This is a genomic window from Isoptericola sp. b408 (assembly GCF_030588085.1).
In the GTDB taxonomy this organism is placed as follows: domain Bacteria; phylum Actinomycetota; class Actinomycetes; order Actinomycetales; family Cellulomonadaceae; genus Isoptericola; species Isoptericola sediminis.
In genome coordinates, this window is record NZ_JAUQYQ010000001.1 from 1 (window position 1) to 21,629 (window position 21,629).

The window sequence follows — 21,629 nt, forward strand, 5'->3', positions numbered from 1 at the left end:
TGGGCTTCACCGTTCGACTTGCATGTGTTAAGCACGCCGCCAGCGTTCGTCCTGAGCCAGGATCAAACTCTCCGTGAAAGAGAGAAAACACCACACACCACCAGGGCGTGCGATGCCATATCGATACTGGCCAGACAAGCTAGCAAAAAACTAGTTGTCCGATCCAAAGGAACCAATGAAGGTTCAAAATTTGGCATTGACTATCAAGCACACTGTTGAGTTCTCAAACAACCGACACACACCATCCGAAAGCCGGAACCCTTCGTTCCGACCCCGTCCGGGGCAACCCCTCTAACTTAGCATTTCGCTTTTCTCTCTGCAAACCGCCCCGATCTTTTCGATCGGATACAGCTTTGACAAAAGCGACCTGCTCCACCCGGTTCAGGGCGCACAATGCTACCTGTCCCGGAGGGTGGTGGTCGTCAGCTCCGGCCCGGCCACCGAATCGAACCCTGCGGTTCGTTCATCTGGTGTCCGTCGGCCCGTCGGGCTGACGTCAGAGAACATTACCGATGCCTCTCCCCGAGAGTCAACGTCGGACGACGTGGCGCGCGCCACTCTCCTGGCAGAGGCCCGGAATCCTGCCGCTGGAGCACCCCGGATCAGCTCGCCGACCGGCGGTCCAGCGGCTGACCTCGGCGAGACGACCTGTTCCGCAGGCGGCTCCGCCGTGTCGGCACCGTGAACGGCAGGTGGTCGACCGGGACGGAGCTCGACAGCCGGCAGCGGGGCCGAGTCCGTCCGGACGGGCTCTCGTCGCGCCGTGCGATCCCGACCTCAGGACTCGTCGGTCCGGCCACGCCAGATCATCACCACGCCGACCACGACGAGGAGCGATCCACCGATCGACATCGTGAGGCCGATCGCCTCCCCGACCTCGAGCGCGTGGGACAGCACCACAGCATGCACTCCCGCTGCGGTCCAGCATCGGGCCGGTCAGGCACGGCGTCGTCCGGCGCGCGACGCCGTGACGGGCAGGACGTCTCCGCAGGAGAGGCACCCGGTCCCCCGCTCGTGCACCCGGGGCACCGGCATGGGGAAGGTGGAGGCTGGATCGCCGGCGTGGTCGGCGGACGGTCCGGAAACGACGACGGGGCCCACCAGATGATCTGGTGGGCCCCGCGTGTGCTGCGCGCCCGGAGGGATTCGAACCCCCAACCTTCTGATCCGTAGTCAGATGCTCTATCCGTTGAGCTACGGGCGCAGTACGTCCGATGCGTTCGCACCGGCCGACGAGAACTCTACCGCCCTCCACGCCGATCCCCAAACCGGATCGGCCGTTCGTGACCCACGCCACGGGATGGCGAACGAGGCCACAGAAAAGGCCCCGGGCGTCGAGCTCCGAGGCCTTCCTGGCGGAGACGGCGGGATTTGAACCCGCGAACGGGTTGCCCCGTTACCACCTTAGCAGGGTGGCGCACTAGACCAGACTATGCGACGTCTCCTCGCGGCCGGTGACGACGCACGTCGCCATGCCGCGGCGACCAGACTAACCGCCAAGGACCGGATGGAGCAAAGCGCCGTCGTATCGTCAGGGCATGGCGCGCACCACAGTCGGCGAGGACTACGACGTCCTCGTCATCGGATCCGGGTTCGGCGGCAGCGTGGCGGCGCTGCGGCTCACCGAGCGGGGCTACCGCGTCGGTGTCCTCGAGGCGGGTCGGCGGTTCGCCGACCACGAGCTGCCCCGCACGTCGTGGGACCTGCGGCGCTTCCTCTGGGCACCTGCGTTCGGGTGCTTCGGCATCCAGCGCATCCACCGGCTCCGTGACGTCCTCGTCCTCGCGGGTGCCGGCGTCGGCGGCGGTTCGCTGGTCTACGCCAACACGCTGTACCGCCCGGTCGGCAGGTTCTGGTCGGACCCGGCCTGGTCCGGCATCACCGACTGGGAGTCCGAGCTGCAGCCCCACTACGACCAGGCCGAACGCATGCTCGGCGTCGTCGACTACGGACGCACGACGCCGGCTGATGAGGTCATGCGTGACGTCGCCCGGAGCATGGGCGTCGAGTCCACCTGCCGCACCGCACGCGTCGGGGTCTATGTCGGGGACGACGACGCGACCGGGGCGGCCGCCGGGGCGCGGGACCCGTACTTCGGCGGGATCGGCCCGGACCGGAGCCCCTGCCTGCACTGCGGCGAGTGCATGACCGGGTGCCGGCACAACGCGAAGAACACCCTCGTCAAGAACTACCTCTACCTGGCGGAGCGGGGCGGCGCGCAGGTGCATCCCCTCACCACGGCCACCGCCGTCGTCCCGTCCCCCGACGGGGGCTACGAGATCCGCACCCACCGCACCGGTCGACCGTGGTCACGGCGCCGGACCCTGCGCGCCCCGCAGGTCGTCCTCGCCGCCGGCACCCTCGGCACGCAACGACTGCTGCACGCGATGCGCGACGCCGGCACGCTGCCCCACCTGTCGGACCGCCTCGGCGAGCTCACCCGGACGAACTCGGAGGCGCTGCTCGGGGCCGGCCTCCCCGCCCGGGACCGGCACGAGGCCGACTACACCCGCGGCGTCGCGATCACCTCGGCGTTCGCGCCGGACGACGAGACACACGTGGAGCCGGTGCGCTACGGGCGAGGATCCAACGCGATGGGGCTGCTGCAGACCGTCCTGGTCGACGGTCGACGCCGCCCCGGGGACCGTGCCCGATGGCTCCGCTGGCTGGGAGAGCTGTGGAGGCAGCGCAGGCACCTGCCGTCGCTGCTCGACCTGCGCGGGTGGTCACAACGCACCGTCATCGCCCTGGTGATGCAGAACCGGGACAACTCGCTGACCACGTTCACCCGCCGCGGTCTCCTGGGCAGGAGACTGTCCTCCCGCCAAGGGACCGGTGAGCCCAACCCCGCGTGGATCCCCGTCGCGCACGACGTCGTCCGCGCGATGGCCGCACGGATGGGCGGCGTGCCCGCCGGAAGCATCGGCGACCCGTTCGACGTCCCGATGACCGCGCACATCCTCGGCGGGTGCACGATCGGCGAGTCGGCCGACACGGGTGTCATCGACCCCTACCACCGGGTGCACGGTCACGACGGCCTGCACGTCCTCGACGGGTCCGCCGTCACCGCCAACCTCGGGGTGAACCCGTCACTGACGATCACGGCGATGGCCGAGCGCGCCTGTGCGCTCTGGCCCAACCGCGGGGAGCCCGACCGGCGCCCGGCCCCCGGAGGCTCGTACACCGCCGTCACCCCGACGCGCCCGGTCCGACCGCTCGTCCCCGAGACGGCTCCCGGGGCCCTGCGCCTGCCCGTCGTCGAGGTCCGCACACGACGCGACCGGGATGCGACGTCGTGACGTCGCACCCCGGCCGGTGGCGGAGAGCGGGGTCCTGGGACGGCTTCAGACTCCGATGACGGCCGGCCGACGATGGCCCGGCGGCGCCCTCCCGCTGCCCGACAGGCTGCACCCCGATGCGGCGACCCACCGCCTCATGGCGAGCGGTCCGCCGCGCTCGCCTTCGCCCCGGGAGCGCCCGCGCGGCCGCCGTCGGGTGAGGCGCTAGGCCGCCGTGTGCCGGACGACCCACTCGGTGACGATGCCGACGACCTCGGGATCGACGGGGCGGCGCACTTCCTCGCGGTACAGCCGGAGGGAGGGCGTGCCCGGTTGGCGGCGCAGCGTGTGCGACAGGTCCGGGATGCGGTGGACGGCGACCTCGGCGGGAGCGGTGGACCGGACCACGTCGAGGTCGTCGCTGCTGACCTGGAGGTCCTTCTCGCCGGTGATCGCGAGGACCGGGGCGGTGATGCGGCGGATGTCCTCGACCGGGTCATGGGCCATGTACTCGCGGACCCAGCGGGCGTTGACCCGGGCCCCGTTGACACGCGCGACGTCGGCCGTCGTGGCCTTGAGCCTGCGGTGGTTGCCCCGCACCCTGTCGACGAGGTCGATGCGCAGCAGGCGCATGACGGCGCGCAGCACGGCAGGGAGGCCGTCTCGCAGCCTCTCGGCCTGCTGCACGAGCACCTCCTCACCCGGACGTGCCGCACCGGCGAGGAGCACGACGCCCGCCAGCTGTGTGTCCCCCGCCGCGACCGCGGCGGCGAGCAGGGCACCCTCGCTGTGGCCCAGGACGACGACGCGAGCGGGGTCGACCCCGGGTTGTGACGCCAGCAGGGCTCGGGCAGCACGTGCGTCCGCCACGAGGTCCGACACGCCGGCAGCGCGCCAGTCTCCGGGGCTGGCGCCGACACCCCGCTTGTCGTAGCGCAGGCTGGCCACGCCGCGGGCCGCGAGGGCGTGCGCAAGCTGGCGGGAGACGTCGACCTGCAGCCGTGGGTGGCTGCCTTCACGGTCCAGCGGCCCGGAGCCCGGCAGCAGCAGCACCGCCGCGCGCGCAGGACTGTCGGGACGGCAGACGGTGCCCGCCAGTGTCGCCCCCTCGGAGGTGAAGCGCACGTCGTGCTCGTGGATGGCTGTCGGCGGCGAGGACTCGGTCGTCATCCGGCGTGACGCGAGCGTACCGGCGACGGTGCGGGCGCCCTCGTGGCCGAGGAGGAGCTCGTCCCAGCGGGCGCCACGCAGCTCGATCCGCAGCGCCGGCTGACCGCGCCGCACCGAGACGACGGTGCGACGCATGCGACCGCCTTCACGACGGCGCCACGTGCCGACCTTGCGCAGTCCGGGCACGCCCAGTCCCGGCGCGCGGATCCCTCGTGCGGCGCGGAGGCCGTCGGACTCCACGGACACGGCGGCGACGGCGGCCCACGGGACGCTGATGTCGCGCACGAGCCCGGCGACCTTCTCGTACACCACCCGTCAGCTCTCAGACCCGGGGCGTCCCTCCCGGTAGAGCACGAGGTGCTCGTGGAAGAGCACTCCGTCGCGGATGTCACCGGTGGCAGTGAAGCCGGTGTCGTCGGCGTAGTCGATGTGGGAGCCGGTGACGGTGTAGCTGCCGGTGTAGGCGCTACGCCTCGTCCCGCGGGCTTCGTCGTAGCGACCGTCGGCTCGCAGCTCCTGACGGATGTGCCCGTCGGCGGTCACCCACATCCCGGTGACGTCCATCGCCTCGATCCCTGGTGCGGATCGGGTCTCCTGCGGCGGGTCCGGCTGCTTCGGCACGATGTCTTCCTCTCGTCTCGTCGGTCTCCTTCAGCAACCCAGCCTGGACGGACGTCGGGGCGAGGGCCAGGGCGGCCTGCGCCGGGGTACGGCACACCCAGGTACGAGGGCGGGGCCCGGGTCTATCCTGCGCGCATGGGCGGACGCAACGATCTCGGCGACTTCCTCAGGGCGCACCGCGGCCGGGTGCGACCCGACGATGTCGGGCTGGCTTCGTACGGCGCCCGCCGGGTCGCAGGGCTACGGCGTGAGGAAGTGGCTGTGCTGGCGGGGATGAACAGCGACTACTACGCCCGCCTGGAGCAGGGCCGTGAGCGCAGCCCGTCCCCGCAGATCCTCGAGGCGATCAGCGGAGCGCTGATGCTGGACGACGATGCTCGTGGGCACCTGTTCCGGCTCGCGGGAACCGTCCCACCGGGGAGACACGGGGTGCCCCGGGAGTCGATCAGCCCCGGGATGCGTCAGCTGCTGGACGGGTACCCGAACGCCGCGGCATTCGTCCTCAACCCCGCCACGGACGTCCTGGCGGCCAACGCCATGGCGACGGCGCTCTTCTCGCCGTTCGTGACGATGGACAACCTGGCTCGCATGACCTTTCTGGACCCCGCCGCTCCCAGCTTCTTCGCCCACTGGGCGCGGGCGGCCGAGGCGGTGGTCGCGGAGCTGAGGCATGCCACGGGCCTCAACCCGCAGTACCGGCGTCTCCACGAGACGGTCCGTCGCCTGATCGAAGAGAGCGACGAGTTCGCCACGCTGTGGTCCTCGCATGCTGTTCAGGGGAAGACCCGCACGAGCAAGGAGCTTCTCCACCCCGATGTCGGGCGCCTCCACCTGACCTTCCAGAGCTTCGACGTCCGGGGAGCGACGGGCCAGCAGCTGGTGATCTACCACGCCGAGCCGGGGAGCCCGAGCGCCGAGGCCCTCGCTCTGCTCGGCAGTCTGCACGTCACCCGTCGCCAGGACGCCGGTCCCGGACGCTGACGCGTCCGCGTCGGCACCACGGCGCTCTTCTCTTCGCCCCTCAGGCGGTCGGGACGGTGTTCAGCACGTACTCCCGGGAGGCGTGGACCTCGTCGCGCAGGGCGGACAGATCGACGCCCAGGACCTGACCGTCCCACTTGCGAGGCTCGCCGTTGATGAGCACCGCACTGATGTTGCGGGCATCGGACCCCAGGACGACGGTGCCGATCGGGTCGTTGAGCGGCATGTTGTTGAGGTCCTCGGCGCGGATCACCAGGAGGTCGGCCTTCTTGCCAGGGGTGAGCGATCCGGTGACGTGTGCCAGGCCGTTGGTGCGGGCTCCCTGGAGGGTCGCGAAGTCCAGCACGTCACGCGAGGTGATCCTTGCCGGCTGCTGTTCGGTGCCGTAGGCGGCGTTGACCGCACGCATCCGCTGAATCGCGTGCAGCGCCCGCATCTGCGTGAACATGTCGCTGGCCAGTGCGACCTCGACGTCGATGCTCAGACCTGGACGGACGCCGACAGCCAGCGCCTCGTCGATGGCGGGAATCGCGGTCTCAAGACCGATCTGAGCGTCCGAGGTCGGGGCGAGGGCGATGGTCGTGCCGCTCTCGCCGATCGCCCTCCACGCAGCGGACGTCAGGCCGGTGGCGTGGATGAGGGTGAGGTCCGGTCCGAGGAGGCCGTCCCTCGCCCAGCTGAGGACGGCCCGTGACGAGGAGGCACCGAAGACGGCGTCCACGCTCACGCCGACACCCAGGTCGCGCGCCGTGCGGGCGAGCTCGGTGCCGTAGGCGAGGGCAGGTCCGCTGATCTCGTCGGTGGCCAGGGCTGCGAGGCGCAGCGTCAGCAGCTGGTCGCCGGAGGAGAAGTACTGCTCCTGCAGACGGGCCAGGTCGCCCGGCCACTGCTTGTCCCAGTCACCGAAGTGCGGCCCCATCGAGGCGTGCACCCCACGGATGCCGGAGTCGACGAGCGCCTCGACCGCGGCGTCGGAGTGCTCGGGAGTGCGGGAGTTGTGGGAGAAGTCGAGCATGCACGTGATGCCGCTGTCGATCGCGGTCAGGGCAGCCAACCGCGTGCCCACGTACATGTCATGGGGCCGGAAGACGGTCGCGTAGCGCGCGAGGGTGGACATCACGTACGCGCCGAGATCATCGACGTCCGGCATGATCCGGCGCAGCTGAGTCTCCCAGGCGTGCCGATGGGTATCGACGAACCCCGGGGTGATGATCGTGTCGGCAGCATCCACGATCACGGCGCCGTCCTGGCTCAGGCCTGGCCCGATCGCGGCGATCGTGTCGCCCTCGACGAGCAGATCCGCTTCGTGCTGGACGCCGTGGCCGGCGTCCATGGTCACGATAGTGGCGTTGGTGAAGAGGATGCGCCGCTTCGGGTCGGGGGACCGGCGCTGCACCTGCTCGAGTACCGCGGGGCTGGTCGTGTCATGGAGGGTCACGAGGGCTCCTGTTCGTCGTGCCGAGGCCAGGAGCCTCAGCGGGGTGGGTACGCGGTCCAGCCTCCGACCGCCCGCGGACGACGACCAGGCCGATCCTTGCCCAGGGATGGCCCACCCACCCTCGCTGGCCCTTTCCAGCACGCGACGGAACCGTCCCCTGGGCGTCGGCCCGGCGAGCCCCACCGCAGGGCGGAGTTCAGTTCCGGTGCAGAGATCGTGGGACCGCGGAGGCATCCCGCGCGGGGTACGGCGTGCTGCGCCAGGTCTGGAGTCTCTTCGACCAACGGTGCGAAGCGCCCTGAGTCACGGGGCCTCCACGCCATCTCACGACCACCCGGGGGCGCGAGGGGATCTCCAGACGGCGTTTCCCCGGCCATCCCCTGGCACTCGGCCCGCCCGCGACGGGTCGAATGCCAGGAGTCCACGGGGGAACCGCGTGCTTCTGCGGAGGGCGGGGGATTCGAACCCCCGGTTGCTTGCGCAACAACGGTTTTCAAGACCGTCACATTCGGCCGCTCTGTCAGCCCTCCTCGGCCCGACAGTCTAGTCGGGCCCTGCCGGGGACGACGACGGCCGGGGACGGTGTGCCACCGTCCCCGGCCGTCGTCGGTCGAGATCAGCCGGGCTGGCTGCCCGAGCGCAGCTGGCGCATCGCGAGCTGCACGAGCGAGATCAGCGTCTGCTTGGTCGCCGCCCGCGACCGCGCGTCCGTGTAGAGCATCGGCACGTGCGCCGGGATCTGCAGCGCCTCGCGCACGTCCTCGAGGCGGTGCTTGGCCACACCGTCGAAGCAGTTGACGCCGACGACGAACGGGACGCCGCGCGACTCGAAGTAGTCGATCGCGGGGAAGCACTGCTCGAGACGGTCGGTGTCCACCAGCACGACGGCACCGATGGCGCCGCGGACGAGGTCGTCCCACATGAAGAGGAAGCGGTCCTGGCCGGGGGTGCCGAAGAGGTAGAGCCAGAGGTTGCCCGGCAGCGACACGCGCCCGAAGTCCATCGCCACGGTGGTGGTCGTCTTGCGGTCGGTGACCCCGCCCGCGTCGTCGACGCCCATGGAGTGCTCGGTCATCGCGGCCTCGGTGTTCAGCGGCTCGACGTCCGAGATCGAGCCGATGAACGTCGTCTTGCCGACCGCGAAGCCGCCCGCGACCACGATCTTCGTGACGGTGGGGGCGGCGCTGCCGTCCGGCGCGGTCGCCCTGGCGGGAGCCGTGGGAGCGGGGGCCTGCTCCTGTGCCTCCGGAGCCTGCTGCGGGGCCGCCGGGGCGGCGCTCGAGCTCTGCGCCGGGGCCTGGGCCGTCGGGGCGGCCTGAGTGTCGGTGGCCACACCCGGCTGGGGTGCGGTCGAGGCCTGGGGCTCGGACGTCGCGCGCGCCGACGGTGCGCCACCGCCGAGCACGCTCTGGCGCACCGGGCCACCGCTCATCGCGGCGCCCGACGGTGCGGCACCTGCTGTCGACGCGCCCATCGCACCAGCAGGCTGCGAGATCGGCGCCCAGCTGGGAGCGAACCCGCCCGAGCCTGCGGGCGACGCACTGTCAGAGGGCGGAAATGCCATTGAGAACACTCTCCAAGACGCTCAGGGAAAGTCCCGAGTGGTTGCTGCCGTGGCCTGTGTGGACGTTCACGGGGGCCGAGGTGTGCACGGTGATGTGCCCCTCCTCCTGCATGTCCGCCACCAGGACGCGGACCACACCGAGGGGGAGCTTGAGCAGCGCCGACAGTTCGGCGATCGACACGTAGGTGTGCGCGGCGTGCTGAAGGATCGCGCGCTTCTCCGGCGTCAGACCGTGGCTGCTCACTGCTCCCGGCATGACCTCGACAAGCGCCTCGAGCGGTAGATCGGACATCGACGAGCGGACACGACCTCCCGTGACCGCATAGGGACGCACCGTGGCAGCCTCGTAGCCGTCCGCGGATTGCGCGCCCAGGGAACCGAACGGTGCGTGCGTCATGCTTTACCTCATCCCACCTGTGCGGAGCGCTGGTTGCCGTCGACCGGAAGGGCGCCGCGCATCTCCGAGATGAGCTGCGGCGTCAGGGTCGACTCGGTCCGGGACACCAGCAGGGCCATCTCGTACCCCACGAGCCCGATGTCGCAGTTCGCGTCGGCAACCACGGCGAGCACGGACCCGTTCGAGACGTTCATCAGGAAGAGGTACCCGTTGTCCATCTCGATGATGGCCTGGCGGACGTTCCCGCCGTTGAGCTGGCGCGAGGCGCCGCGGGTCAGGCTCGACATCCCCGACACGATGGCCGCGAGCTGGTCGCCGCTGGTCCGGTCGAGCTGGTCCGACATCGCCATGAGGAGACCGTCGGCCGAGACCACCAGCGTGTGGCGGCTGCCCGGCACGGTCCGGACGAAGTTGTCGAGAAGCCACCCGAAGTTGGTCGCTTCAGTACTGAGGGTCACGCTTCCTCCTCGTCAAATGCGCTCTGCTGCGCAGGTCACCGCTGGTGCGGGGCCGATCCTTGGACATCATTCACGCTCAGGAGCCGTTCGTCGAGGCCCTGTCGTCGGTCTTCTCCGACCGGCCACGCGCGGTCGCCGACTGGAAGGCCGACAACCGGGAGCGCAGCTGCTCCGGATCGCGCTCGATGCGGGCGGTGAAGCGCTCCGGAGGCTCCACGGGCTCGTCACGCCGGGTGCGGCGCGTCAGGCCGTTGCCAGTCGGTGCCATGTTCGCGGGCCGATAGCTCTGCTCCTGGTTCGTGGTCGTCACGTTCTCTTCCTGGAAGATGCCGCGCTGCATCAGCGTGGACATCTCCTCGTACAGCACGGCCGACGCCATCCATTCCGAACGCGCCTCGACCGTGTCGGCGACATCGCTCGAGTCGTACGGGTCGACGTCGGAGGTCTCGGTGGATCGCAGCGGAAGGACGGACTCGCCGTAGGAGGTCCGCGCCGGACGCTCCTCCCGGGCCACCTGCTCGGGCTCGGGCGTCGGGGCGGGCTGCGACGACGCCGTCGACTCCGTCGACTGCTGCGGACCCGTCCAGCGTCCCGCCTCCGTCGAGGATCCGGTCGGCCACGTCGTGCGGCCGGTCGGAGCGGCGGACGGCATCGGCAGCTCGTCGGGACGAGGTGCCGGCACGGGCGCCGAGGTCTCGTGCCCGCTAGCCGGTGCCGCGGGTTCGGCCGGCGCCGGGGTGCGCGACGGGCTCGACGCGGCCCACGGCGTGGACGAGGAGTCCGCCGTCGGAGCGGTGAGCGGGTCGTCGCCCGACCCGACCTGCTGCGGCACGGCCCCGTCCTGACCGGACGTCCCGGTCGCGCCGGTCGTCTCGGCCGCGGCGGGCTTGCGCCCGAACAGACCACGCTTGCGGTGCCCGGCACCGGAGGAACCTTCGGTCCGCCGGGTCGGCAGGTCGGACATGAGCTCCTCGAACGCCGGCAGGGCCGAGAACGAGGTCGACTCCTCGGTGCGGTCCGTGCCGTTCGCCGAGGACGCGGTGCGCGAAGGCGTCGGCGCGTCCTCGACCGGCGTCCGGTCGACGGGCTGCTGCGGACGCTCGGCCGGCTGCTCCGGCCGCTCGACCGGCTGCTGCGTCCGCTGCGGCACCGGTGCTGCCGGGGCGGGGACCATCGGTTCGTAGGCCGGGGCCGAGCTCGCGGGAGCCTGGTAGGGAGCCGAGGTCGCCGACGCCGGGTCCGCCGCCGGAGCGGGGGCCGGCGCCGCGGACTCGCGTCGCGGCGTCGGAGCGGGCGCAGGCTGCGGAGCCGGAGCCGGAGCCGGCTGCGGAGCCGGGGCCGAGGCCGCCGACGCCGCGTTCGCCGCCGGAGCGGGCTCGGTGCGCGGTGCCGGCGCGGGCGCCGAGGCGGTCGAGGCCGCGTTCGCCGCCGGGGCGGGCGCGGGCGGAGCGGACTCCGACGTCGCGTCCGTCAGGTCCGGGACGTTCGCCGGGTCGTCGGTGACGGCGTCGAGCTGCAGGGTGCTCTCGGCGAGGTTGTCCATCGTCCGGAAGCTCGAGAACAGCCCCGTCCGTGCCTGGGGCTCGACGGGCTCGGCGGTCGGCTCGGCCGCCTGGGGCAGCGCGATCGCGCCGGAGTGCGGCGCGGGCTCGCTCGGCATCGAGGCCGCCCGACGCCGGCTCGGCAGGGACGCCGCTGCCGGCTGGACGTCCGTCGGCGGCGCCCACTCCCCGTCCGAGGAGTCCGTCTCGTCGAGCTGCGGGGTCTCCAGCGGCGGCAGCACGATCGACTCGGTCGGAGGCGTGGTCGTCTCCGAGCGGCGGCGACGGGGCATCCCGGCGCGGGTCGTGCCGTCCATCAGGGCGTCGAGGTCGACGGGCTCGGCCTCCGGCGGCTCCGGGGCGAGGTGGTGGGACGCGACGGGCTCGCGCGGGGCGGGCGCGGGCTCGACGGGCGCCGGCGACGGGGCCGGAGGGGCCTCGGTCGGCTGGTCGCTGCCGGGCGCCGGAACCGTCGAGGGCTCGCTCTGCGACACCGGGGCCTCGGCCTGCGGGCTCGTCAGCTGGGCGGCGGAGCGCTGGGTCGCGGCCTCGAGCGGGTCCGTCGGCTGCGGCAGCGGCATCGCCTCGTCCGCGACGAACAGCTCGTCGGGGAAGGTCACGGTGGCGACCGTGCCCCGGCCGTCGCGGCCCGTGGCGAACTCCACCCGGGCCTGCAGACGCTGGGCCAGGCGGCTGACCACGAACATGCCCAGTCGCTGGGCACCGACCGCGTCCGAGGGCGTCGAGGAGGAGACCTTCGCGTTGGCGTCGGCGATCTCCGCCGGGGACATACCCAGGCCCTGGTCGTGGACGGTCACGACGACCCCGTGGGCCTCGCGCGCCGCGGTGACCTCGACCGCCGTGTGCGGCTCGGAGAACATCGTCGCGTTCTCCAGCAGCTCGGCCAGCAGGTGCGCGGCGTTCAGCGCGTTGTGGCCCAGCATGTGCGGGTCGGCCTGCAGGTTCAGCCGCACCCGGTCGTACAGCTCGATCTCCGAGGAGGCCGTGCGGATGACGTCCGAGACCGGCATCGGTGTGCGCACGCGGCGACCGGAGTCGATGCCGGCCAGGACCAGCAGCGACTCGGCGTTGCGGCGCATACGGGTCGCGAGGTGGTCGAGCCGGAACAGGTTCGACAGCGTCCCCGGGTCCTCCTCGGACCGCTCGAGCTCGTCGAGGAACGCGAGCTGGCGGTTCAGCAGGACCTGGTCGCGACGCGCGACGTTGACGAACATCTCGGCGATGGAGCCACGCAGGGCGGCCTGCTCCCGGGCGACCTCGATCGTCGTGGCGTTGACCTCGTTGAACGCGGTCGCCAGGCGCCCGACCTCGTCCGTGGACTCGATCGGGATCTGCACCGCGTTCATCTCCGGCGCCTGACCCGGCACCGCCATCTGCTCGACCATCTGCGGCAGGCGGTCGCGCACGTCGGCGGTCGCGGCGGTCAGCCGGCGGAGCGGGTTGACGATCCGGCGCGCGATGATCAGCGCGATGATCAGCGAGATCAGCACGATGCCGAACGTCGCGGCGATCGTGCCGATCGCCTGGTTCTGGGAGTCGTCCGAGGCGTCGGAGGCGTAGCTCACGGTCTCGTCACGGACGTCGTCACGCACGGGACGCATCGAGTCGACCCAGGCGTCGGACAGCTCGCCCCACTGGGAGGCGGCCGACCGGTCGATGCCGGAGAAGTTCTGGTACCGCAGCGGGAAGCGCAGCGCGTCGAGCTCGTCCGAGAACTCCGGGACGGTGATGTCGAGCCCGAGCCGCTCGGCCTGCTCCTTCGCTGCCGCGTGCAGCTCGTTGGTCGTCTCGAGGGCGTTGACCATGCGGGCCGCCAGCTCCGCGTCGCGGTCACCGCCGGACTGCGCGGCCCGGGTGGCGTCGGCCAGGGCCAGGGCCACGATCGGCCGCTCGACCGTCTTGGCGAGCATGAGCTCGTCCATCGCGACGTAGGCGTTGAGCAGCTCGGACAGGCCGCCGTTCGTCGACGCGGCCGAGACGGACCGCGGGACGTCCAACGCGCGCTCGATGATGTCGGTGTACTGGTCGGCCGCGGCGGCCTCGGTGACCTGCCCCGCGAGAACCTTGCGCTGCAGCTCGTCGAGCACGCGGCGGTCGTCGAGGGTCGTCTGGATCGCGTTCTGGACGTTGACGCTCAGCGCGTCCGTCTCGATGCTGCGCAGCTCGGCGTCACGGGCGTCGACCGCGGCGTCGCTCTCGGCCTGGGCCGAGGCGAGCTGCTCCCGTCGCTCCTCGTCGCCGTTGAGCACGGCGATGGCCAGCGCCCGCTCGGTCGCGACCGCGGTTCCCGCGGCGTCCTGCACCTGGAGGCTGTCGGCGAGCTGGGACGTCTGGTCCGCGCGGACGGCGTCCTGCAGGGCCCCCCAGGAGATGTAGGCGGCCGCCACGACCAGGACGAAGATCGGCACGGCGAGTGTCGCAAGGATCTTCCCGCGAACGCCCAACCTGCGGAGCATGTGGACCTCTCTCCATCACTTATCGTTCGAGGTCGGCGGGGTCGAACCTCCCCGATCCTCCGGCTTCTCGTCGCCTGCCCGCTGGGACATCTCCCCACGCTCGGCGCCGCGCGCGAGTAGTCTTCGTCGGTGTGCGAGCCGTCACGATATCGGGCGATGGGCCCTCAGGGAAACTCACCACGAGTCAGGTCGAGCTCCGGGAGCCGGGCGACGGGGAGATCGTAGTCGACGTCGCCGCCGCCGGTGTCAACCGGGCTGACCTCCTCCAACGGGCCGGCCTCTACCCGCCGCCACCCGGGGCCCCCGCGTGGCCCGGACTCGAGATCTCCGGCACGGTGAACCGACTCGGGCCTGGCGTGTCGGACCGGCGTGTCGGCGACGAGGTGGTGGCGCTGCTCGACGGCGGCGGCTATGCCGAGCAGGTCGTGGTGCGGGCCGGCCAGACGCTGCCCCTCCCCGAGGGCGTCGACCTCGTCGACGCGGCCGCTCTGCCCGAGGCCGTCTGCACCGCCTGGACGAACCTCGTGGACACCGGCCACCTGCGGGCCGGCGAGACGCTCCTGGTGCTCGGCGGGTCGGGGGGCGTGGGAAGCGTCGCGATCCAGCTCGGCCGCGCGCTCGGCGCCCGCGTCGTGGCGACCGCCGGCGGCCCCGACCGCACCGCGCGCTGCCGCGAGCTCGGCGCCGACGTCGTCGTCGACCACCGCAGGGAGGACGTGGTCGACGCCGTGCGCGGCGCCACCGACGGTCGCGGCGCCGACGTCGTGCTCGACGTGCTCGGCGGCGGTGCCCTGGGAGACAACGTCCGCGCCCTCGCCCCCGGCGGCCGGCTGGTCGTCATCGGCCTGCAGCAGGGCCGCACCGGAGAGCTCGACCTCGCCCGGCTCATGGCCAAGCGGGCCGTCGTCACCGGGACGCTGCTGCGGTCCCGCACCCCCGAGGAGAAGGCCGAGATCGTCGCGGCCGTGACCGAGCACGTGTGGCCGCTCGTGGAGCGGGGCCTGATCCGCCCCGTGGTCCACGCGAGGCTCCCCTTCGACGAGGCCGAGAGCGCCCTCGGCATGCTCGAGTCCGGCGAGGCCTTCGGCAAGGTGCTGCTGCTGCCCTGACGCGAGCGGCCCGGCACGGCAGACTGGGGGGCATGACGGACGAGCAGCCCGGCGAGGAGACCGCGCCCGACGTCGCGAGCACGCGGCCCCCCGGGCCGGAGAGGTCGCGCATCGAGGAGCCGGCGAAGGTCATGCGGATCGGGAGCATGGTCAAGAAGCTCCTCGACGAGGCCCGTGCGGCCCCGCTGGACGCCGCGGCACGGGAACGGCTCGCCGAGATCCACGAGCGGTCGCTGACCGAGCTCGAGGACGGGCTCTCCGAGGACCTGGTCGCCGAGCTGCACCGCATCACGCTGCCGCTGACGGACCACGAGCCGCCGTCGGACGCCGAGCTGCGGGTGGCCCAGGCCCAGCTCGTCGGGTGGCTCGAGGGACTGTTCCACGGCATCCAGACCGCGCTGGTGGCCCAGCAGATGGAGGCGCACCAGGCCCTCGACCAGATGCGGCGTCAGCTCCCGCGTGGCGCACGGCCCGGCATGCCGGGCAGCGGCCCGGAGGACGGCGACGCCGCCGCCTCGCCCGGGCAGTACCTCTGACCTACTCCCGGCCGGTCGCCGTCATGGCGATGGCACCGGAGACGAGCACGAGACCGGCGATCTCGGGCCAGCTCGGGAGCTGGCCGAGCACGACCGCGCCCACGACCGTGGCAGTGGCGGGCAGCAGGGCGAGCAGCACCGAGAACGTCGCCGTACCGATCCGCCGCAGCACGAGCTGGTCGAGGACGTAGGGCACGACCGAGGAGCACACCGCGACCACGAGCAGGAAGCCGAGGAGCCGCAGGTCCGGCACCACGGTGGTCACCGACGTCGCGAAGAACGGCGCGAACACCACAGCCCCGGTGACCATGCCGACGGCCAGCCCGTCGATGCCCGCACCGCCGCCGGCCACCCGCTTGCCGAGCACGATGTAGCCGGCCCAGCAGGCCGCGGCACCGAGCACGGCGACCAGGCCGACGATCGCGTCCCCGCGGGCCATGTCGCCCTCCAGCGTGACACCGGCGAGCAGGACGACCCCGGCCGCGGCGACGACGATCGCGCCGCGCTCGCGCCACCCCCGGCCGGTGATCGCGGCGACGGCGATCGGCCCGGTGAACTCGATGGCGACGGCGACCCCGAGCGGCAGGTGGTCGATCGCGACGTAGAACACGATGTTCATCGCCGCCAGCGCCACCCCGAAGAGCCCGGCGCCCACCAGGTCCTGCCGCGTCCAACGACGCCGCCAGGGACGCCGCCAGGCGACGAGCACGACGGCGGCCAGCAGGATGCGCCACCAGCTCACGGTGGGCGCCCCGAGGGTGCCGAAGAGCCCGACGGCGACCGCCGCCCCGAGGTAGAGCGTCAGCCCGGAGGCGACGAAGAGCAGCGGCGCCGGGACACGGTCGGCGGCGCCACGGGCGGCTGACGGCGGTGGGCCGGGCCGGGCGGGAGAGGTCGCGTCGGGCACGCGGGGAGCCTACGCGGCGCCGGTCGCCGGTGCCGCCCGACGGCGAGCGCGCCGCCGCCCCGGGGCCGCGACCAGGCCGGGCATCCGGTGTGCCGCTTTTCTGCGAAGTGTCTGGTCTTCCCGTGAAGGGTGCCCTAGGTTCGGCACGCGTCGCCGCGCAGGGTGGCGACGATCACCATCACGAGAGGCACATCATGGGATTCGGCACCGCCGTCACGACCGTCCTCAGCAAGTACGCGACCTTCTCCGGGCGCGCCCGTCGCTCCGAGTTCTGGTGGTGGGCCCTGTTCACGGTCCTGCTGAGCATCGTCGTCAACTCCGTCGTCCTGGCGACCGGCGGGATCTCCGTCGACCCGCAGACGATGCTGCCCGTCTACGGCCCGACCTACGGGCTCTCGATCATCCTCAGCCTGGCGGTCCTCCTGCCGAGCCTCGCCGTGACCGTGCGACGTCTGCACGACACCGACCGCAGCGGGCTCTGGTGGTTCATCGGCCTCGTGCCGTTCGTGGGCTGGATCGTCCTGCTCGTCTTCACGGTCCAGGTCGGCACCCCGGGCGCGAACCGCTTCGGCCCCGACCCGAAGGCCGCCGTCGCCCCGGACACCGCTCCGACGGCCGCCGCGGGGACCGAGTCCGCCCAGGCCTGACCACCGCCACCGTCCCGCGGCTCACACCGCTGTGAGCCGCGGGACAGGACGGCGGGTGGAGGGGACTACCCCTTCACCGCCCCCGCCAGCATCCCGCGCACGAAGTAGCGCTGGAGCAGCAGGAACACGATCAGCGGCACGATCATCGAGATGAACGCGCCGGCGGTCAGGATGTGCCAGTCACCGCCGCGGGTACCCGCGAGCTCGGCCACCGCCACCGTCAGCGGCCGGTACTCCGGCGCCGCGAACGTCAGACCGACGAGCAGGTCGTTCCAGACCCAGAGGAACTGGAAGATCCCGAACGCCGCGATGGCCGGGACCAGCAGGGGGAACAGCACACGGAAGAAGATCTTCACGTGCCCCGCCCCGTCGACGCGGGCCGCCTCGACGAGCGACCGTGGGATGTCCTTCATGAAGTTGTGCAGCAGGAACACCGCCAGCGGCAGGGCGAAGATCGAGTGCGACAACCACACGGCCCAGAACGAGCCCGCCATGCCCCAGTTGTTGTAGTTGGTCAGCAGCGGCACGAGGGTGACCTGGATGGGCACCACCTGCAGCGCGAAGACCGCCACGAACAGCAGGTTGCGGCCGGGGAAGTCGATCCACGCGAAGCCGTAGGCCGCCAGCAGCGCGACGGTGATCGGGATGATCACCGCCGGGATCGTGATGACGAAGGTGTTGATGAACACCTCCGACAGGCCGGTCCCGCTGCCGTAGAGCGCCTGGTCGTAGTTGTCGAGCGTGAACTCCGTCTCGCCCGTGAACATGCCGGGGATGACCGTCCACCAGCCGCTGCGGCGGATGTCGATCTCCGGCCGGAACGACGTCACGAGCAGGCCGACGGTGGGGATGGTCCACAGGATCGCCAGGATCACCGCGGTCAGGGACGCCCATGGCGAGGTCAGGCGGCCCTTGGTGGCGATGGCCCGCTTCTCGAGGCGGGTGAGCTTGCGCTCCTTGACCGGAGCGGTGTCCTCCGTCTCGGGGTTCGTCGTGGGGACGGGCGGCGTCGTACTCATCGAATCTCCTCCGACCTGCGCATCTGCCGCACGTTGTAGGCGACGATCGGGACGACCAGGATGAACAGCACCACGGCGAGCGCCGCGGCCAGACCCTGGTTGTTCTGGCGGAACGCCTGCGTGTAGAACTCGTTCGCGATGATCTGCGTGCCGAACTGGCCACCGGTCATGGTGCGGACGATGTCGAACGCCTTGAGCGTCGTCATGGCGATCGTGGTCAGCACGACGACGAGCGCCGGGCGGATGCTCGGCACGGTGATGTAGCGGAACATCCCCAGACCGTGCAGGCCGTCCAGGCGGGCTGCCTCGACGATGTCGTCCGGGATGGCCTTGATGGCCGCGGCGAGCACCGTCATGGCGAAACCGGTCTGGATCCAGATCATCACGACGATGAGGAACCCGGTGTTCCACGGCTCGCCGATGAGGAACTGCTGGGGTGGCAGCCCGATCCAGACCAGCAGCTGGTTGAGCAGACCGATCTGCTCGATGCCCGGCTGGTCGGGCCGGAACTCGTAGACGAAGCCCCAGATGATCGAGGCGCCGACCATCGAGATCGCCATCGGGATGAAGATGAGCGTCTTGGCGATCTTCTCGAAACGTGCCCGGTCGACGAGCACGGCGTAGATCAGCCCGATGAGCGTGCTGACCAGGGGGGCCAGGACCACCCAGGCCGCGGTCACCACGAGCACCTTCTGGAACTGCGCTCCGGTGAGCATCGTGACGTAGTTGTCGAAGCCGACGAACTCCGTGGTGGTGCGGTTGAAGAACGAGTTGTACAGCGTCTCCAGCCCGGGTCGGAGCAGACCGTAGGCGATGAGCAGCAGGGCGGGGCCGACGAAGCCGATGGCGACCACCCACGACGGGATGCGCTTCGGCCGGTCGACGAGGAACAGGATCAGGCTCATCACCGCGACGAACAGCGCGATGCCGATGCCCATGACGATGAACTTCTCGGTGACCGTGTCAGGATTCAGCAACCAGTCCACGACAATTAACTCCTCACGGCGTAGGACGGACCGGGCCCGCCGACGAGGTGTCGGCGGACCCGGTCCGCGGGTGTCACGGCCAGCTGTTCTCGATCTGGTCGGTGACCTCCTGGGTCGAGGAACCGGTCACCCAGTTGACCATGCCGGTCCAGAAGGTCCCGGCACCGACCTCACCGGGCATGAGGTCCGAACCGTCGAACCGGAACACCGTCTCCTCGTCCGCGAGGATCGCGGCGGCGTCCTGGTCGAACTCCGTGGCGAGGTTGTTCACGTCCAGGCCGTTGTTGGCGCTGATCCAGCCGCCCTCGGGCGTGGCGATGGCCTTCTGGTTCGCCCAGTCCGCGCTGGCGAGGTAGGTCTGGAACGCCTGGACCTCGGGGCGGTCGTCGAACGCGAGCACGAACTCCCCGCCACCCAGCATCGGCTGGCTCTCGCCGTCACCGGGCAGGTAGAACGCGTAGACGTCACCGTCGGACCCGACCTCGGTGCCCTCCGGCCACTGCGTGGCGTAGAAGTTGGCCATGCGGTACATCCAGCAGGTGCCGTCCAGGACGCCCGTCCCGGCCTGGTCCCAGGCCGTCGTGGCGATCGAGTCGACCCCGCCCAGACCGGCGTTGACGTAGTCCGGGTTCTTGAGGATCTGCCCGGCCTCGTCGAACGCGTCGACGATCTGCGGGTCGTTGAACGGGATCTCGTGCTTGTACCACTGGTCGTAGACCTCGGGGCCGGCCGTGCGGAGCACGACGTCCTCGATCCAGTCGGTCCCGGGCCAGCCGGTGGCGTCACCGGACTCGAAGCCCACGCACCACGGCAGGACCTCCTGCTCGGTGGCGATGGTCTCGCTGAGCTCCAGCAGCTCGTCCCAGGTCTCCGGGATCTCGTAGCCGGCGTCGGCGAACGCCGCCGGGTTGTACCAGACGAACGACTTCGCGTTCGCCCCCAACGGGGCGGCGTAGAAGGTGCCGTCGACCGAGCCGTACTCCTTCCAGTCCTCGCTGAAGTACTCGTCGACGTTGGCCACCGTGGCCTCGGGAGCCTCCACCACCGCGTCGGGGTAGTCGGACACGATCGTGTTCAGCAGGCCGGGCTGCGGCATGTAGGCGATGTCCGGGGTGTTGCCGGCCTGGATCCGGACGAGCAGCTGCGCCTCGAACTCGCGCGAGCCCTCGTAGTTCACCGTGACGCCGGTGCACTCCTCGAACGCGTCGTAGGACATCTCCTGCTGGGTCTGCTCGGGCTCGACGATCGAGGTGTAGATGCTGACGCTCGTGCCCTCGAGGTCGCCGAACTCGTCGTACGCGGCGCAGTCGATGTCCTCGGCGGTCCCGCCGCCGCTGTCACCGCCGCCGTCAGAGGTGTCGTCGTCCCCGCCGCCTCCACAGGCGGCCAGCACCAGGGCGAGGCCGGCACCACCGGCCACGACCGCCAGTCGTCGGCGATTGCTCGCCATGGTCCTTCGTGTCATCAGACTCTCCACTCCGTCGTGCGGTCAGCCGGCGGCCGTCCACCGTCGGACGACTCCGGTCGGGACCGTCCGGCGGACGTGACCGCAGGACGTCTTCCCTGATGAAAGTCGACCGCAAGGTTTCACCCGGTGCAACCTCACCCGGTGCACATCTTGATGACGATGCCGTAACGATCATGCCCTCGTGGATGTGTGACACCCTTGAGCCGACACCGTCGGACCGGACCGGAAGGACCCCCATGATCGAGCTGAGGACGCCGCGTGAGATCGAGGAGATGCGTCCCGCCGGTCGCTTCGTCGCCGAGACCCTGCAGGCCGTGCGCGAGGCGGCCGAGCCCGGCGTGAACCTGCTCGAGCTCGACGCGCTGGCGCACCGGCTCATCAAGGAGAAGGGCGCCGAGTCCTGCTACATCGACTACCACCCGTCCTTCGGTGCCAGCCCCTTCGGCAAGGTGATCTGCACCTCCGTCAACGACGCCGTGCTGCACGGACTCCCCCACGACTACGACCTCGTGGACGGTGACCTGCTCAGCATCGACTTCGCGGTCGCCGTGGACGGCTGGGTGTCCGACTCCGCGATGTCGTTCGTCGTCGGCGAGTCCCCGTCCCCGGAGCGGGCCGCCGCGGACGCGCAGCTGATCCGCACCACCGAGGTCGCGCTCGAGGCGGGGATCGCCGCCGCGCAGCCTGGGAAGAAGATCGGCGACATCTCCGCCGCGATCGCCGCCGTCGCGCGCGAGGCCGGGTACTCGATCAACACCGACTTCGGCGGCCACGGCGTCGGGCGCACCATGCACGGCGACCCGCACGTGCCCAACGACGGCCGCGCAGGACGCGGGTTCCCGCTGCGCCCGGGCCTGGTCATCGCCATCGAGCCGTGGTTCCTCGAGACCACCGACGAGATCTACACGGACGAGGACGGCTGGACCCTGCGGTCGGTGGACGGCTCGCGCGGGGCGCACAGCGAGCACACCATCGCGATCACCGCCGACGGCCCGCTGGTCCTCACCGCGCGCGACTGAGCCCTCGACCGGG

The 21,629-nt window shown here is 71.2% G+C and carries 18 protein-coding genes, 3 tRNA genes and 1 rRNA gene; 6 read left to right on the forward strand and 16 right to left on the reverse strand.

The features are described 5' to 3' along the window. The 4 genes from Q6347_RS00005 to Q6347_RS00020 form a co-directional block, all read right to left on the reverse strand. Positions 1-78, reverse strand: a 16S ribosomal RNA gene (locus tag Q6347_RS00005); the annotation flags it as partial. Positions 79-777: 699 nt separating this feature from the next. Beyond that, positions 778-900, reverse strand: a complete 123-nt coding sequence (locus tag Q6347_RS00010) for a hypothetical protein (protein WP_304606288.1) — start codon at positions 898-900, stop codon at positions 778-780. A 231-nt stretch (positions 901-1,131) separates the two neighbouring features. Further along, positions 1,132-1,204, reverse strand: a tRNA-Arg gene (locus Q6347_RS00015). Between the two features lie 149 nt (positions 1,205-1,353). After that, positions 1,354-1,445: transfer RNA gene (locus Q6347_RS00020), tRNA-Ser, on the reverse strand. A 93-nt stretch (positions 1,446-1,538) separates the two neighbouring features. On the opposite strand from Q6347_RS00020, the gene Q6347_RS00025 reads away from it, so the two are divergent. Next, the gene (locus Q6347_RS00025) at positions 1,539-3,299 is read left to right on the forward strand and encodes a GMC oxidoreductase (protein WP_304606289.1); all 1,761 of its coding nucleotides are present in this window, start codon (positions 1,539-1,541) and stop codon (positions 3,297-3,299) included. 204 nt (positions 3,300-3,503) lie between these two features. On the opposite strand, the gene Q6347_RS00030 is transcribed toward Q6347_RS00025, so the two are convergent. Then, the gene (locus Q6347_RS00030) at positions 3,504-4,757 is read right to left on the reverse strand and encodes a S9 family peptidase (protein ID WP_304606290.1); all 1,254 of its coding nucleotides are present in this window, start codon (positions 4,755-4,757) and stop codon (positions 3,504-3,506) included. A 6-nt stretch (positions 4,758-4,763) separates the two neighbouring features. Then, complete coding sequence (locus tag Q6347_RS00035) at positions 4,764-5,069, reverse strand: Atu4866 domain-containing protein (RefSeq protein ID WP_304604641.1); 306 nt, start codon at positions 5,067-5,069, stop codon at positions 4,764-4,766. 135 nt (positions 5,070-5,204) lie between these two features. Between Q6347_RS00035 and Q6347_RS00040 the strand changes: the two genes are divergently transcribed. Then, entirely contained in the window at positions 5,205-6,050 is an 846-nt protein-coding gene (locus tag Q6347_RS00040; protein WP_304606291.1) for a helix-turn-helix transcriptional regulator, read from the forward strand. A 40-nt stretch (positions 6,051-6,090) separates the two neighbouring features. On the opposite strand, the gene Q6347_RS00045 is transcribed toward Q6347_RS00040, so the two are convergent. The 6 genes from Q6347_RS00045 to Q6347_RS00070 form a co-directional block, all read right to left on the reverse strand. Then, on the reverse strand, positions 6,091-7,488 hold the full coding sequence (locus tag Q6347_RS00045) for an amidohydrolase family protein (protein WP_304604643.1): 1,398 nt from the start codon (positions 7,486-7,488) through the stop codon (positions 6,091-6,093). A 445-nt stretch (positions 7,489-7,933) separates the two neighbouring features. Then, positions 7,934-8,018: transfer RNA gene (locus tag Q6347_RS00050), tRNA-Ser, on the reverse strand. Positions 8,019-8,104: 86 nt separating this feature from the next. Beyond that, positions 8,105-8,650, reverse strand: a complete 546-nt coding sequence (locus tag Q6347_RS00055; protein WP_304604792.1) for an ATP/GTP-binding protein — start codon at positions 8,648-8,650, stop codon at positions 8,105-8,107. Positions 8,651-9,032: 382 nt separating this feature from the next. After that, the gene (locus Q6347_RS00060) at positions 9,033-9,449 is read right to left on the reverse strand and encodes a DUF742 domain-containing protein (RefSeq protein WP_171245892.1); all 417 of its coding nucleotides are present in this window, start codon (positions 9,447-9,449) and stop codon (positions 9,033-9,035) included. Between the two features lie 8 nt (positions 9,450-9,457). Then, on the reverse strand, positions 9,458-9,907 hold the full coding sequence (locus Q6347_RS00065) for a roadblock/LC7 domain-containing protein (RefSeq protein WP_171245893.1): 450 nt from the start codon (positions 9,905-9,907) through the stop codon (positions 9,458-9,460). Positions 9,908-9,983: 76 nt separating this feature from the next. Beyond that, on the reverse strand, positions 9,984-13,877 hold the full coding sequence (locus tag Q6347_RS00070) for a nitrate- and nitrite sensing domain-containing protein (RefSeq protein WP_304606292.1): 3,894 nt from the start codon (positions 13,875-13,877) through the stop codon (positions 9,984-9,986). Between the two features lie 179 nt (positions 13,878-14,056). On the opposite strand from Q6347_RS00070, the gene Q6347_RS00075 reads away from it, so the two are divergent. Both Q6347_RS00075 and Q6347_RS00080 read left to right on the forward strand, forming a co-directional pair. Beyond that, a complete protein-coding gene (locus Q6347_RS00075) occupies positions 14,057-15,034 on the forward strand; it encodes an NAD(P)H-quinone oxidoreductase (protein ID WP_304606293.1) in 978 nt (325 codons plus the stop codon). Between the two features lie 32 nt (positions 15,035-15,066). Next, positions 15,067-15,570, forward strand: a complete 504-nt coding sequence (locus Q6347_RS00080) for a proteasome activator (protein ID WP_304604645.1) — start codon at positions 15,067-15,069, stop codon at positions 15,568-15,570. A gap of 1 nt (position 15,571) precedes the next feature. On the opposite strand, the gene Q6347_RS00085 is transcribed toward Q6347_RS00080, so the two are convergent. Next, positions 15,572-16,477 (reverse strand): DMT family transporter, encoded by a 906-nt coding sequence (locus Q6347_RS00085; RefSeq protein WP_304604646.1) that lies wholly within the window; start codon positions 16,475-16,477, stop codon positions 15,572-15,574. 194 nt (positions 16,478-16,671) lie between these two features. On the opposite strand from Q6347_RS00085, the gene Q6347_RS00090 reads away from it, so the two are divergent. Then, a complete protein-coding gene (locus Q6347_RS00090) occupies positions 16,672-17,124 on the forward strand; it encodes a DUF805 domain-containing protein (protein ID WP_304606294.1) in 453 nt (150 codons plus the stop codon). A gap of 65 nt (positions 17,125-17,189) precedes the next feature. Here the strand turns inward: Q6347_RS00090 and Q6347_RS00095 are convergent, their stop codons facing one another. The 3 genes from Q6347_RS00095 to Q6347_RS00105 form a co-directional block, all read right to left on the reverse strand. Next, entirely contained in the window at positions 17,190-18,143 is a 954-nt protein-coding gene (locus Q6347_RS00095) for a carbohydrate ABC transporter permease (RefSeq protein WP_304604648.1), read from the reverse strand. Further along, entirely contained in the window at positions 18,140-19,129 is a 990-nt protein-coding gene (locus Q6347_RS00100) for a carbohydrate ABC transporter permease (RefSeq protein ID WP_304604649.1), read from the reverse strand. The genes Q6347_RS00095 and Q6347_RS00100 overlap by 4 nt, the downstream gene beginning before the upstream one ends. Before the next feature lie 73 nt (positions 19,130-19,202). Continuing rightward, on the reverse strand, positions 19,203-20,579 hold the full coding sequence (locus tag Q6347_RS00105; protein WP_304604650.1) for an ABC transporter substrate-binding protein: 1,377 nt from the start codon (positions 20,577-20,579) through the stop codon (positions 19,203-19,205). 254 nt (positions 20,580-20,833) lie between these two features. On the opposite strand from Q6347_RS00105, the gene map reads away from it, so the two are divergent. After that, positions 20,834-21,616, forward strand: a complete 783-nt coding sequence (gene map, locus Q6347_RS00110) for a type I methionyl aminopeptidase (RefSeq protein ID WP_304604651.1) — start codon at positions 20,834-20,836, stop codon at positions 21,614-21,616. Positions 21,617-21,629: the final 13 nt, after the last annotated feature.